The organism is Janthinobacterium sp. PSPC1-1, assembly GCF_049897625.1.
Classification (GTDB): domain Bacteria; phylum Pseudomonadota; class Gammaproteobacteria; order Burkholderiales; family Burkholderiaceae_D; genus Janthinobacterium; species Janthinobacterium tructae.
Map to the genome: position 1 here is coordinate 772,412 of NZ_JAFCWP010000001.1, position 12,335 is coordinate 784,746.

The 12,335-nt window shown below is 65.9% G+C and carries 12 protein-coding genes and 1 riboswitch; of the genes, 6 read left to right on the forward strand and 6 right to left on the reverse strand.

Annotated elements, in window-relative coordinates:
• Window positions 1-91 precede the first annotated feature (91 nt).
• Genes ACP7EG_RS03495 through ACP7EG_RS03515 form a run of 5 tightly spaced genes read left to right on the forward strand, consistent with a single transcriptional unit; the run spans window position 92 to window position 4,947 of the window.
• Window positions 92-958 carry a response regulator gene (locus ACP7EG_RS03495; RefSeq protein WP_426086442.1) on the forward strand — a complete coding sequence of 289 codons (867 nt, stop codon included), beginning with the start codon at window positions 92-94 and terminating at the stop codon, window positions 956-958.
• Window positions 955-1,299, forward strand: coding sequence for a hypothetical protein (locus ACP7EG_RS03500; protein WP_426086443.1), 345 nt, complete (start codon window positions 955-957; stop codon window positions 1,297-1,299). The genes ACP7EG_RS03495 and ACP7EG_RS03500 overlap by 4 nt, the downstream gene beginning before the upstream one ends.
• The gene (locus ACP7EG_RS03505; RefSeq protein WP_426055399.1) at window positions 1,296-2,135 is read left to right on the forward strand and encodes an HDOD domain-containing protein; all 840 of its coding nucleotides are present in this window, start codon (window positions 1,296-1,298) and stop codon (window positions 2,133-2,135) included. The genes ACP7EG_RS03500 and ACP7EG_RS03505 overlap by 4 nt, the downstream gene beginning before the upstream one ends.
• Window positions 2,132-3,613, forward strand: a complete 1,482-nt coding sequence (locus ACP7EG_RS03510; protein WP_426086444.1) for an ATP-binding protein — start codon at window positions 2,132-2,134, stop codon at window positions 3,611-3,613. The genes ACP7EG_RS03505 and ACP7EG_RS03510 overlap by 4 nt, the downstream gene beginning before the upstream one ends.
• A 14-nt stretch (window positions 3,614-3,627) precedes the next feature.
• On the forward strand, window positions 3,628-4,947 hold the full coding sequence (locus ACP7EG_RS03515) for an HD domain-containing phosphohydrolase (RefSeq protein ID WP_426086445.1): 1,320 nt from the start codon (window positions 3,628-3,630) through the stop codon (window positions 4,945-4,947).
• On the opposite strand, the gene ACP7EG_RS03520 is transcribed toward ACP7EG_RS03515, so the two are convergent.
• From ACP7EG_RS03520 to ACP7EG_RS03540, 5 genes are all read right to left on the reverse strand, one after another.
• Window positions 4,944-6,269, reverse strand: coding sequence for an ATP-binding protein (locus ACP7EG_RS03520; RefSeq protein WP_426087129.1), 1,326 nt, complete (start codon window positions 6,267-6,269; stop codon window positions 4,944-4,946). The two genes, ACP7EG_RS03515 and ACP7EG_RS03520, sit on opposite strands and share 4 nt — an antisense overlap.
• Window positions 6,270-6,356: 87 nt before the next feature.
• Window positions 6,357-7,028: a hypothetical protein gene (locus tag ACP7EG_RS03525; RefSeq protein ID WP_426086446.1), complete on the reverse strand. Its 672-nt coding sequence runs from the start codon at window positions 7,026-7,028 to the stop codon at window positions 6,357-6,359.
• Window positions 7,025-8,056 (reverse strand): MlaD family protein, encoded by a 1,032-nt coding sequence (locus ACP7EG_RS03530; protein ID WP_096236486.1) that lies wholly within the window; start codon window positions 8,054-8,056, stop codon window positions 7,025-7,027. The genes ACP7EG_RS03525 and ACP7EG_RS03530 overlap by 4 nt, the downstream gene beginning before the upstream one ends.
• 52 nt (window positions 8,057-8,108) lie before the next feature.
• Window positions 8,109-8,927 carry an MlaE family ABC transporter permease gene (locus ACP7EG_RS03535; protein WP_423245199.1) on the reverse strand — a complete coding sequence of 273 codons (819 nt, stop codon included), beginning with the start codon at window positions 8,925-8,927 and terminating at the stop codon, window positions 8,109-8,111.
• Window positions 8,928-8,994: 67 nt separating this feature from the next.
• Window positions 8,995-9,861 (reverse strand): LysR family transcriptional regulator, encoded by an 867-nt coding sequence (locus tag ACP7EG_RS03540; RefSeq protein ID WP_426086447.1) that lies wholly within the window; start codon window positions 9,859-9,861, stop codon window positions 8,995-8,997.
• Window positions 9,862-9,983: 122 nt separating this feature from the next.
• On the opposite strand from ACP7EG_RS03540, the gene ACP7EG_RS03545 reads away from it, so the two are divergent.
• Window positions 9,984-11,357, forward strand: coding sequence for an MFS transporter (locus ACP7EG_RS03545; protein WP_426086448.1), 1,374 nt, complete (start codon window positions 9,984-9,986; stop codon window positions 11,355-11,357).
• Between the two features lie 7 nt (window positions 11,358-11,364).
• On the opposite strand, the gene ribB is transcribed toward ACP7EG_RS03545, so the two are convergent.
• The gene (gene ribB, locus ACP7EG_RS03550; RefSeq protein WP_426086449.1) at window positions 11,365-12,012 is read right to left on the reverse strand and encodes a 3,4-dihydroxy-2-butanone-4-phosphate synthase; all 648 of its coding nucleotides are present in this window, start codon (window positions 12,010-12,012) and stop codon (window positions 11,365-11,367) included.
• A 95-nt stretch (window positions 12,013-12,107) separates the two neighbouring features.
• Window positions 12,108-12,258: riboswitch (FMN riboswitch) on the reverse strand.
• Window positions 12,259-12,335 lie beyond the last annotated feature (77 nt).

Genomic DNA, 12,335 nt, shown 5'->3' on the forward strand with positions numbered 1-12,335 from the left:
TCGTATAATTTCAGCGCAAGCTGATTGCAGCGCGGCAGATTCCCGCTCCAGGCAAACTTGCATATCGCCTTGGCGATGAGAGGATGGTCCGATGGATTTGCACGATGAGCATGGTGTGCCGGGTACTGCGGTGCTGGCGGCGGACGCCGTACAGCAGCCTGCGGCGCAGCAGCGCACCTTGCTGCTGGTCGATGACGAGCCGAATATCCTCGCTTCTCTCAAGCGCCTGCTGCGGCGCGATGGCTACCATATCCTCACGGCCAACAGCGGCCAGGAAGGACTGGACGTGCTGGCCAGCCATGCGGTCGACGTGATCGTGTCGGACCAGCGCATGCCCGGCATGCTGGGCGCCGACTTCCTGCGCAAGGCCAAGCTGCTGTGTCCGCAAACCATCCGCATCATGTTGTCGGGCTATACCGAGTTGCAGGCCGTCACGGACGCCGTCAACGAGGGCGCCATCTTCAAGTTCCTCACCAAGCCCTGGGATGACCATCAGCTGCGCGAGCATATCGCCGAAGCCTTTCGCCTGAAGGGCATCGACGACGACAATGTGCGTCTGAATGCGCAGCTGCGCGACGCCAACCAGGCGCTGGCGGCGGCGAATGCCGCCATGCAGGCGCTGGTGAGCCAGCAGCAGCACCAGATCAGCCGCGATGAAGTCAGCCTGGGCATCGCGCGCGAAGTACTGCAATTTCTGCCGCTGCCCGTGATCGGGCTCGACGACGAAGGCATGATCGCCTTCATCAACGCGGCGGCAGCCAATTTGTTCGAGCGGGGCGCGGCCCTGCTGGGCAACGAGGCGGCGCTGGTCTTGCCGCAACTGTTCGACGGGCAGGACACGCCCCGCCTGGCCGCCATCGACGGCCAGCCGTATGTCGTGGCAGTCCATCCCATGGGCTTGCATTCGCGCTCGCGCGGCAGCCTTGTCACACTGAGTCGTCATGGAGCGGGTACATGAGTGAAAGCGTGAGTGAAAGCGGACGCGAGATTTCCATGGAGCAGGCGCAGGAAGGCATGGTGCTGGCGCAGGCGCTGAGCGACGCCAGCGGCGCCGTGTTGCTGGCCCGGGGCGCCACCCTGACGGCGGCCAGCCTGACGGCCTTGCGCAGGCGCAATGTGGAGCGCTGCCATGTCGTCATGGACGAGGCGCCGGACCCCGCCGCGCAGGCATATGCCGAGCAGGAACGCTCGCGCCGCCTGGAACGGCTGGCCGTACTGTTCCGCGCCACGCCGCCCGATTCCGCCGGAGCGGAACTGCTGGCGCTGCTGCAGCGCTACCGGCAAGGGGGCGCGGCATGACACGGCTCAGTTTTGAACATATCATCCGCCAGATACAGGAACTGCCTTCGCTGCCGGTGGTGGTGCTGGAGCTGCTGTCGAGCATGGACCAGGACGATACGGACGTGCATGTGCTGGCGCAAAAGATCGAGCTGGACCAGGCCCTGGCGGCAAAGACCTTGCGCATCGCCAACTCCTCGTTCTACGGCATGCAATCGAAGGTCACCAGCATTCCGCAAGCCGTTTCCGTGCTGGGCTTTCACAGCATCCGCACCGTCGTCACGGCCTGCGCCCTGACGGGCAGCTTCGCGCCGGTGGCCGGCGGCTTTGATTTCAAGGCGTTCTGGCGTCACTCGCTGGCCACGGCCATCGCCGCGCGCCTGCTGGCGCCGCACCTGCGCGTCAATCCCGAGACGGCGTTCACGGCCGGCCTGCTGCACGACCTGGGCACGCTGGTGCTGGTGACGCGCTTCCCGGCCGAGCACGCGCTCGTGCGCAGCTACCGCCAGGCGCATGACTGCCAGATGGCCGAGGCTGAACTGGCCGTCATCGGCATCGATCACGCGCAAGTGGGCAGCGCCCTGGCCGCCTACTGGAAGTTTCCCGAGGCGATACAGCAGGCGGTGGCCGACCACCACGCCATCGACCGCCTGGAGGCGGGCGGCTTGCCGCTGGCCGTGCACATGGCCAACGCCGTCGCCCTGGCGCTCGACCTGGCTGGCGTCGATGATGCGCTGGTGCCGGCCCTGTCGCCCACGGGCTGGCGCAGCATCGCGCTGGACGAGCCGGCCTGGCTGGCGCTGCTGGGGCAAACCGAACACACCTTCGATGAAATGTCGCGGATCATGCTGGCATGAACAAGAAAGACGCCATGGAAACAGATGCAGGGCAGGCACTGCCCGCCACGCCGGAACGCCGCCAGGGCGACACCATCGCGCTATCGGCATTTTTCGATGGCCATCCCGTAGCCACCTTCGCCATCGATACGGACCATGTGGTGACGCACTGGAACAGCGCCTGCGAACAGTTGCTGGGCTTTACGGCCGCCGAGATGGTCGGCACGCGCGACCACTGGAAGGCGTTTTATCCGCAGCCGCGCGCCTGCCTGGCCGACCTGCTGGTGGCCGACGATATCGCGTTCGGCGAAAATGACCTTTACCTTGGCAAGCTGAAGCGTTCACCAGTCATCCCCGGCGCCTTCGAGGCCGAGGATTTCTTTGCCGATATCGGCCCCGACGGCCACTGGCTGCATTTCACGGCGGCGCCCCTGCGCGACCGCCAGGGACGTCTGGTGGGCGCCATCGAAACCCTGCGCGATGTGAGCGAACGGCGCCTGGCCGAACTGGCGCTGCGCAAGGCGCACGACAACCTGGAACACCTGGTGGCCAAGCGCACGGCTCAGCTGGCCGAAATGAACGAGCGCCTGGCCGACGATATCCGCCAGCGCCAGCTCGCCGATCTGGAATTGCGCGAACGTAACCTGGCTCTGACAGAATTGAACAGCAAGCTGTCGCTGGCCCAGCAAAAGCTGCTGCAGTCGGAAAAGCTGGCCTCGATCGGCCAGCTGGCCGCCGGCGTGGCGCACGAGATCAACAATCCCATCGGCTATGTGTTTTCGAATGTCGGCACGCTGGAAGGCTACCTGGATGACCTGTTCAGCATGCTCGACGCCTACGAGGAAGCCGAGCCGGCCGTGGCGGACGCCGTGGTGGCGGCGCGCCTGCGCGCCTTGCGCGAACAGATCGACCTGGACTTCCTGCGCACCGACATTCCGCTGCTGATGGGCGAGTCGAAGGAAGGCATTTCGCGCGTGCGCCGCATCGTGCAGGACCTGAAGGATTTTTCGCGCACGGATGCGCACCAGGAGTGGGTCTGGGCCGACCTGCGCCAGGGCATCGATACCACGCTCAATATCGTGAATAACGAGGTCAAGTACAAGGCCGACGTGGTGCGCGAATATGGCGATATTCCCGACATCGAATGCCAGCCTTCCGAACTGAACCAGGTGATCATGAACCTGGTCGTCAACGCGGCCCACGCCATGGGCGAGGAGCACGGACGCATCACCTTGCGCACGGGCAGCGACAACGCGACGGAAGTGTGGATTGAGGTCGAGGACACGGGCGGCGGCATCGCGCCCGAACACCTGTCGCGCATCTTCGATCCGTTCTTTACCACCAAGGCCGTGGGCAAGGGCACGGGGCTGGGGCTGTCGCTGGCTTACACCACGGTGCAGAAACACCACGGCCGCATCGACGTGCGCAGCATCATCGGCCGCGGCACCACCTTCCGCATCACCTTGCCCGTGCGCCAGGCGCAGGCCGCCGTACCATGACCGAACAGGACAGCATGAGCACCAGCACCAGCACTGCGGCCGCGCCACCGACCATCCTGTGCGTCGACGACGAACCGAATATCCTCTCGTCGCTGCGGCGGCTGTTCCGTCCGCACGGCTACCGCGTGCTGACGGCTGACGGCGGCGCGGCGGGCCTGGCCCTGCTCGAGAGCGAGACGGTGGACCTGGTCATCTCCGACATGCGCATGCCGCAGATGGATGGCGCGCAATTCCTGGCCCAGGTGCGCCAGCGCTGGCCCGGCACCATACGCTTGCTGCTGACGGGCTATGCCGATATCCAGTCCATCCTCGACGCCATCAACCAGGGCGAAATCTACCGCTACGTGACCAAGCCCTGGGACGAGAACGATATCGTGCTGGTGGTGCGCCACGCGCTGGAACGGCGCGCGCTGGAACAGGAAAAACTGCGCCTGGAAGCGCTGACGGCCAGCCAGAACGTGCAGCTGCAGGCGCTCAACGCCAGCCTGGAAGCGAAGGTGGCGACGCGCACGCAGCAGCTGAAACAGTCGCACGACGAGGTGCAGGCGGCCAATGAGCGCCTGAAGGCCACGTTCGTGACGACGATCAAGGTGTTTTCCAACCTGATCGAGATGCGCGGCGGCAAGCTCGTCGGCCATGCGCGGCGGGTGGCGGAGCTGTCGCGCAAGCTGGCGCAGGCGCTGGGCCTGGAAGGGCAGGAAGCGCGCGACGTGTTCATCGCGGCCCTGCTCAAGGATATCGGCAAGCTCAGCTTGAGTGACGATGTACTGGAACTGCCGGCCAGCGCCTGGACGGGCGAGCAGCTGGCCGCGTTCCGCAAGCATCCGCTGCGCGCCGAACAATTATTGATGGCGCTCGACGAGCTGCGCGCCGTCTCCGTCATCCTGCGCTCGCAGCTGGAGCGCTTCGACGGCGGCGGCTTTCCCGATGGCCTGGTGGGCCTGGCCATACCCATGGGCGCGCGCATCCTGGCGCTGGCGTCCGACTACGACGGCTTGCAGATCGGCGCCATGGTGCAGCGCAGCCTGCGCGCCGACGAAGCCCGCACCCTGATCTACGACAGCGTCGGCAAGCGCTACGACCCGGCCGTGGTGGCTGCTTTCCGCAGCATCATGGAGGAGACGGAGCCGCCGGCGCGCGACCTGACCGTGCTGTCAGGCCAGCTGGAGCCGGGCATGACGCTGTCGCGCGACCTGATCAGCCGCGATGGCCTGATGCTGCTGGCGGCCGAACACGTGCTGACGGCCCGCGTGATTGCCCAGCTGCTCGATTTCGAAGGCAAGAATGGCGGGCGCCTGAGCATCCGCGTGTACGCGCCGCCGAAAGACGCCTAGGCGTTCGTGGCGGTGGGCGGCTGCAGCGGCAGGTGCACGGTAAAGCGCGTGCCCTGGCCCACTTCGGACGCCACCTCAATGCGCCCGCCATGCTTGTTGACGATGCCGTACGACAGCGACAGCCCCAGGCCCGTGCCGCTGCCCACCGCCTTGGTGGTGAAGAATGGCTCGAAGATGCGGTTCAGGTGCTCGGGCGCGATGCCGGCGCCCGTGTCGCCGATTTCCACCCACACCCAGTTGTCCGCATGACCGGTGCGGATGCTGATCACGCCGTCGCTGCTGATGGCCTGGCCCGCGTTGACGAGCAGGTTCATGAACACCTGGTTCAGCTGCGACGCCAGGCACAGTATCGGCGGCAGTTCGCCATACTGTTTCTCGATGCGCGCCTTGTATTTCAATTCGTTGGCGACGATATTGAGGGTGCTGTCCAGGCCCGCGTGCAGGCTGGCCACTTGCCAGTCCGTCTCGCCCACATGGGAAAAATCCTTCAGCGCCTGCACGATGTCGCGCACGCGCTTCAAGCCATCCATCGATTCGCGCACCAGGTCCACCATGTCGTCCTGCAGGAAGGTCAGGTCGGCCTGCGCGCGCACCTCGGCCACGCGTGCGGCCAGGGCAGGGCCGTCGGGCGTCTCGCGCATCGCCGCTTCATATTGTCCGATGACGCCGAACAGGGTGCCGACATAGCCTTGCAGCGAACTCATGTTGGAATTGACGAAACCGATCGGGTTGTTGATTTCATGCGCGATACCGGCTGCCAGCTGGCCGATGGAGGCCATTTTTTCCGATTGCAGCAACTGGTCGTGCGCTTCCTGCAACTTGCTGATCAGTAGTTGCTGTTCTTCGCCGCGTGCCTGCAGCATCGCTTCCATGCGCTTGCGTTCCGTGATGTCCGTCAGCGAGCCGATCACCTCGAACGGCACGCCATGCTCGTCGCGCACCAGGCGCAGGCTGTCGTGCATCCACAGATAGCTGCCGTCGCGCACGCGGAAACGGTATTCATAGGCGCGCGCGCCTTCGACGAAGATCTGCGCCAGGCTGGAAAAAATGCCGGGCGCATCGTCGGGGTGGATGTGGTCGAACCAGAAGTTGGGGTCGGCCACCATGTCTTCGGGCGGGTAGCCCAGCACGTTCAAGGCATTGTTGCTGACAAAGGTCATCTTGAAGTCGCCGCTGGGCACGGTGCAATAGATGATGGAGGGCGTATTGTCGAGCAGGTATTGCAGGCGTACGGCCGTGGCGGCCGGTGTGCCATCGCCAGGCGGCCCCTCGCCGTGCTTGCCGGCCTCGGGGTTGGAAAAGTCGAAATCCTCGAACTGCATCGTCACACCTCGCTGCCTGCACCACATTGCCGTCATCCTGGCTTGATTATGCCTGATTCTGCCTGTCTTGGGCCGCCATCGGCACGCTCAGGGGGCCAGCGGCTGCTCGACGATCGCCATGCGCCGCGCAATGCGCTGCGCCGCTTGCGTGTCGCCCGCCTGTTCGGCGCGCAGGCGCTGCACGCCCAGCCACGCCAGCAGCGGGCGGCGCCAGCCCTGGTCCGAGGCGGTGGCCACGGCCGTGTCGAGCAGCTCCGGCGTGGCGCGGCCCGAGCGCAGCAGCACGCCGGCCGCCACCAGCTGCGACAGCGGGTCATTGATGGCCGCCACGGCGCTGGCGGCGGCTGTGTCGGCGCCGGCACCGGCTGGCGCGCGCTGCACTTGCGGCAGCAGGGCGATGTCGGCCGCTTGCGCCTTGCCGGCCAAGTAAGCCGCATACGCGCGGTCGGCGTCATGCGCGTCCGCTTGCAGGGCGTCGAAGCCGGCACAGTCCTCGAAGGCCAGGCTGGCCACGCGCGCGGCGCAACGCAGCAGTTCGATGCGCGCCACGAGCTCGAGCTTGCCCGTGCCGGCCACCTGGCTGCGGGCGCGCCGGAATTCCGTCTGTTCGACCAGGGCGTTGCCATTCAAATAGGCCGCCTGGAAGCGCTCGACGGAACTTTGCGCATTCATTTTCCAGTCCGGCACGGGCGGGCCGCTGGAACAGGCGGCAAGCGCTGCCATAGCCAGGGCAGACAGGAGGAGTTTGATATTTCTCATGGCAGTTTGATCTCCGGATTGCGCTTGAACGGCCATTTGCGGTTGATTTCATTGACCAGCTGCTCGACCTTGCGCAGATTGCTTTCCACGTCCGCGCGCAGCGGGCCCAGGTCGGCTGTTGCCGCCCTGGCGTTGGCGCCCACGGCTTGTGCCTCGACCAGCACGGCGTCGACTTTTTTCAGGCTGTTGCGGGTGTCGGCCAGCAGGGCGTTCAGCTGCACGATGGTAGCCTGCGCATCCGTCATCACGCCTTTTTCGCCGAACACGCGCGTGTCGGCATTGGCCACCAGGCCATCCGTGCGGCGCGCCAGCTGATCCGCCGTGACCAATAAGGCGTTGGCCCGCTCGACCAGCAGGCGCGACTGCTTGTCGTCACCCGTCAGCAAGCCCATGGCGCCGCCCGGACCGCTCAATTTGCCCGTCACGGCCTGCACATTGCGCAGAGTGCCGTCGAGCGGAGAATCGGTGCCCGTCAGGCTGCCCAGGTTGTTCAGCAAGTCTTTCGCGGCGGCCAGCAGGCGCGGGATTTCCGCCGCCATGTCGCCCACCAGCAGGTCGCGCGTGGCGTCGTCGGGCAGCGGCGGGTCCGTCAGGATGCCGCTGTAGGCGCGCAGCTTGGCGCCGCCGACGATGCCACGCTCCAGCGTGAAGATGGAACTGCTGCGCAGCCAGTGCGCGTCTTTGCGCGGCACGTCGATGATGACGCGCGCGCGGCCGTCCGGCGCCAGTTCGATGCGCTGCACGCGGCCGATGGGAAAGCCGGAAAAGGTCAGGTCAGCGCCCACGCCGACGCCGTCCGAATCGTCGGCCGTCAGCACCAGCGTTTGCGTGGCTTCGAAGGCGCCGCGCGCATACATCAGGTAGATGACGGAGCCGACCACCAGCACGAACATGAAGACGAGCAGGATGGCCGCCTTCAGTTCGGCGTGGCGCACGGGCGGCGGGGCGGGCAGCACGGCATCTGGCGTGAGACCGGCGGGCGCCGTGACGTCGACCTGGTCGGGATTGGGGGGCTGGCTCTGGCTCATGGATTCTGGCTCTCGTATGGGTGGTTCGGGGATCGCTGGCGGCGGCGGGGCATCAGTAGTAATTGCCCATCAGCGAAGCCACTTCGATCAGCAGGATGACGGAAAACAGGCGCAGCATTTCGGACAGGCCGTGCGCGGCCCACAGGCGGTTGCGCCGGCTGTGCGGCTCTTCCGGATAGTAGGAAGAGGCCAGCGGGATCAGGGCCACGGCAAAGCTGAAGAAGATGACTTTGAGCATCAGGATCAGGGCCACGGCCGGATTGAAGATTTGCCCCACCACCCGCGTGTAGCCTTGCAGCGCCCACGGGGTGAAACCGTAGATGGTGACATACGCGAGGATCAGCGAAGTGACGCAGCTGACGATGGCCAGCATCCACACGGCGAAGATGCCCGACATGACGCGCGGAAAGTATTCACGGCGCAGCAGGTCGACGCCCTGGCGCTGCATGGTGTCGAGCATGCCGGAAGAGCGCATTTGCGCGAACGCAATGCCGTCGGGCAGGGTCAGGCGCAGGGCCACGAACAGGGCGGCCGTCAGCGGTATCAGTTCCAGCACCAGCACGCGCACCACCATTTCCAGCGCATAGCGCGACAGGCCGTAGCTTTGCGCGCTGACGACGACGATGCGGATCAGCACCAGGCTGACCAGCGCGCAGGCCACGCTGAACCACACGAGATTGGGCGCCGTGTTCGTCACCAGGCGGTGCGCGAGGATGGGGCGGTTGTCGCGGTTATAGCTCGATGGCGACAGGGCCAGCGAAAACACGAGGGTGGCGAAATGCAGCATGCGCCACCAGCTAACCAGCCAGGCCATGGTGGCCCGGTGCAGGCGGCGCAGGCTGATGATGAGGGAGACGGATAGGGTCATCATGGCATCTTAACATTGGATGCGTTCGATACAAGCGATTCCCTGGCCGTGCAGCCGTGCGCGGGCTAGCCTATTGCCCGGCCACGCTGGCAATGATGGCGTCGGCCGCCGCGCGCACGCGTGCCGAACGGTTCAGGTCGGCATGCATGACCAGCCACACGTCGTAGCTTTCCGCCCGCTCGGGCCAGATGCGCACCAGTTGCGGGTCGATATCGCCCAGGTGGGTGGCCAGCTCGGCCACGCCCAGGCCTGCGCGCGTGGCTTCCTGCAGCATCGCCGCCGAGTTCACTTCCATGGCGACCCTGGCGTTGGCGACGGGTTCTCCCGCGATTTTTTCCCCATGACGGGGCGTCACGGACTGGTGGTAGATGACGATATCGTGGCCGGCCAGCGCTGTGCCGCGCACGGGTTCGCCCCGTTCGGCCAGATAGCTTTTCGACGCATACAGGCCCAGGCTGCGCTTGACCAGGTGGCGCGAGATCAGGTCCGGGTCGGTGGGGCGCACGCCGCGCACGGCCAGGTCCGCTTCGCGCCGCGTCAGGCTGGCCAGCGCGGGCGCCACGTTGAGCACGATGCGGATGTCCGGGTGGGCCGCGTGCAGCTGCTGCATGGCGCGGATGACGAAATGGCTGGCCATGGTGTCGGTGGTGGCCACGCGCACCAGGCCGCTTAAACGGTTGTCGACGCCCTGCATCTCGCGTTGCAGTTTGTCGGCCGCCCGCTCCATGGCTTCGGCCGCCGTCAGCGCCAGTTCGCCGGCCGGCGTGGGCACGTAGCCCGACGGCGTGCGCAGGAACAGGGTGGCGCCCAGCGAGCTTTCCAGTGCTGCCAGGCGGCGCCCGCAGGTGGCCTGGTCGATGCGCAACAGGGCCGCGGCACCGCGCAGGGTGCCGGCGCGGCCGATGGCCAGAAAGATGCGCGCGTTATCCCAATCCATGAGCCCAGTCCTTGTCCTTGTTTGCTGATGCATTTTTGCATCAATGCGCCGATTTTATGCCTGTTTACTGCATTATTCAACGCTCGCATAATGGCTGCCCGCTGTCCCTGCAAGGAAATATCATGTCTGTCCCTACACCACACCGCGCCAGCGGCTTGATCCTGCTGACCCTGGCCTTCGGCTTCGTCATGGCCATGCTCGACGTCACGGCCGTCAACGTGGCGCTGTCCGATATCGCCCTGGACTTGAGCATCCCGCTGACGGGCCTGGTGTGGGTGGTCGACGGCTACACCTTGACGTTTGCCGCGCTGCTGCTGGCCGGCGGCGCGCTGGCCGACCGCTACGGGCCGAAAGCCGTGTACCAGGGCGGCCTCGGCATCTTTATCCTCGGCTCGGTGTTGTGCGGCGCCGCGCCCGACGGGCATTTTTTGACGGCGGCGCGCTTGCTGCAGGGCGCGGGTGCGGCCTTGTTCATGCCCAGTTCGCTTAGCCTGCTGACGCACAGCTTTGAAGACGAGCGCGAACGTACGCGCATGCTGGGCGCCTGGTCGGCGCTGGTGGGTGTGGCTGGCGCGTCCGGCCCCCTGATCGGCGGCATCCTCGTGCACCAGTTCGGCTGGCGCAGCGTCTTCTGGGTCAACGTGCCGCTGGGCGTGCTGGCCATCGTCATGGCGCAGCTGTTGCTGGCCGCGCCGGCGCGCCAGCCGCGCGATTTATCTCTGTTCAGCCATGCGCTGGGCGTGGCGGCGCTGGCGGGCCTCAGTTTCGTGCTGATTGAAGGGCCCGTGCTGGGCTGGCTGTCGCCCGGCGTGCTGGCGGCGGGGGCCTTGACCTTGCTGTCGGCCTGGCAGTTGCTGCGGCGCGAGCGCAGCGGCAGCCATCCGCTGTTGCCGCGTGAACTGTTTCACAGCAGCAGCTTTGGCGCGGCCAATGGCGTTGGTTTTTTGATCAATTTCTGCGTCTTCGGCCAGCTGTTTTTATTGAGCCTGTTCCTGCAGCAGTCGGGCGGCGCCGATGCCTTGCAGTCGGGCTTGCGATTGCTGCCGATGATGGCGGCCTATACGGTGGGGAACTTCATGGCAGGCGGTATCGCGGCGCGTCATGGCACGCGCTTGCCCATGCTGGCCGGCTTGCTGGTGGGGGCCGTGATGGCCTTGCTGCTGATGGGCTTGCGTCCGGGCACGCCATATGGCTGGCTGGCGCTGGGCACGGCTGTGATGAACGTGGCCATCGGCATTGCCATTCCCGCCATGACGGCCACCGTGATGCGGGTGGCCGGCAAGCAGCATGCGAACAGCGCGGCGGCGGCCCTGAATGCGAACCGGCAGATTGGCGCGCTGGTGGGGGTGGCCCTGATCGGCAGCATCCTGCACATGCTGCCGGACTGGTCGCTGCGCTTGCCGCTGGCCTACGCGACGATTGCCGTCGCGTATGGCCTGGCGGCGGGCCTCGTGTATCGGCACGTGCATGTGCCGAAGGCCGTGGCCACCGCCTGAAGCAGGCTTACTGTCCGCGCGTGCTGCGCCACTCCACCAGTTCTTCGATGGTCAGGATCGGCATGCCATGCAGCTCGGCGAAGCGTTCGATATCGTCGCCGCGCATCATGCTGCCGTCCGGGTTCATCAGTTCGCACAGCACGGCGGCCGGGTTCAGGCCCGCCATGCGCGACAGGTCGACCGAGCCTTCCGTGTGGCCACGGCGCTCGAGCACGCCACCGGGTGCGGCGCGCAGGGGGAACACGTGGCCGGGGCGCACCAGATCGGCCGGCTTGGCGTTCGGCGCGATGGCGGCGCGGATGGTGGTCACGCGGTCAGCGGCCGACACGCCCGTCGTGACGCCGTCGCGCGCCTCGATGGATACCGTAAACGGCGTGCCGTAGCGGCTGCCGTTGTCGGGCGACATGGGCGGCAATTCCAGCGCGCTGACGACGTCCGTGGGCAGGCACAGGCAGACGATGCCGCTGCATTCGCGGATCAAGAGGGCCATGGTTTCGTTGGTGAGTTTCTCGGCAGACAGGATCAGGTCGGCTTCGTTTTCACGGTCGAAATCATCGAGCAGGATGACGGGAATGCCGGCGCGCATGGCGGCCAGGGCGGACTGGATGCGACCTTCCAGGTCGTTGGAAAGCAGGGTATAGCTGTTGACTAACATGGTGAAACGCTCCTCGCATAGGCGAAAAACGCTGCAGGGCAAGCGAATAGACGCAGCCGGCCGCATCGACAGGTCGATGGGACATCGCGTTTACTGCACATCTTCTTTCATCCGGACTATACCGTCGGCCCCGGAATCACACCGGATCTGCTGACCTCATCAGGCGAAACCTGACAAGCGCTCGCGGGCTTGACCGTTGCCGGTCTTACCGCCGGTGGGGAATCGCACCCCGCCCCGAAGACGTATTGTTGTGCCGGTCCACATGACCGGCGGCAATACTCTAGCACAATTGAAAAAATGTGGCAGGGCAGTGTTGAGTTTGT

Excerpts from the sequence above, each read along its gene's own strand:
- ACP7EG_RS03505 (WP_426055399.1), top strand. The coding sequence starts at position 1,296 with ATGACACGGCTCAGTTTTGAACATATCATCCGCCAGATACAGGAACTG.
- ribB (WP_426086449.1), bottom strand. The coding sequence starts at position 12,012 with ATGTTAGTCAACAGCTATACCCTGCTTTCCAACGACCTGGAAGGTCGC.
- ACP7EG_RS03510 (WP_426086444.1), top strand. The coding sequence starts at position 2,132 with ATGAACAAGAAAGACGCCATGGAAACAGATGCAGGGCAGGCACTGCCC.
- ACP7EG_RS03495 (WP_426086442.1), top strand. The coding sequence starts at position 92 with ATGGATTTGCACGATGAGCATGGTGTGCCGGGTACTGCGGTGCTGGCG.
- ACP7EG_RS03530 (WP_096236486.1), bottom strand. The coding sequence starts at position 8,056 with ATGAGCCAGAGCCAGCCCCCCAATCCCGACCAGGTCGACGTCACGGCG.
- ACP7EG_RS03525 (WP_426086446.1), bottom strand. The coding sequence starts at position 7,028 with ATGAGAAATATCAAACTCCTCCTGTCTGCCCTGGCTATGGCAGCGCTT.
- ACP7EG_RS03500 (WP_426086443.1), top strand. The coding sequence starts at position 955 with ATGAGTGAAAGCGTGAGTGAAAGCGGACGCGAGATTTCCATGGAGCAG.
- ACP7EG_RS03545 (WP_426086448.1), top strand. The coding sequence starts at position 9,984 with ATGTCTGTCCCTACACCACACCGCGCCAGCGGCTTGATCCTGCTGACC.
- ACP7EG_RS03520 (WP_426087129.1), bottom strand. The coding sequence starts at position 6,269 with ATGCAGTTCGAGGATTTCGACTTTTCCAACCCCGAGGCCGGCAAGCAC.
- ACP7EG_RS03535 (WP_423245199.1), bottom strand. The coding sequence starts at position 8,927 with ATGATGACCCTATCCGTCTCCCTCATCATCAGCCTGCGCCGCCTGCAC.
- ACP7EG_RS03515 (WP_426086445.1), top strand. The coding sequence starts at position 3,628 with ATGAGCACCAGCACCAGCACTGCGGCCGCGCCACCGACCATCCTGTGC.
- ACP7EG_RS03540 (WP_426086447.1), bottom strand. The coding sequence starts at position 9,861 with ATGGATTGGGATAACGCGCGCATCTTTCTGGCCATCGGCCGCGCCGGC.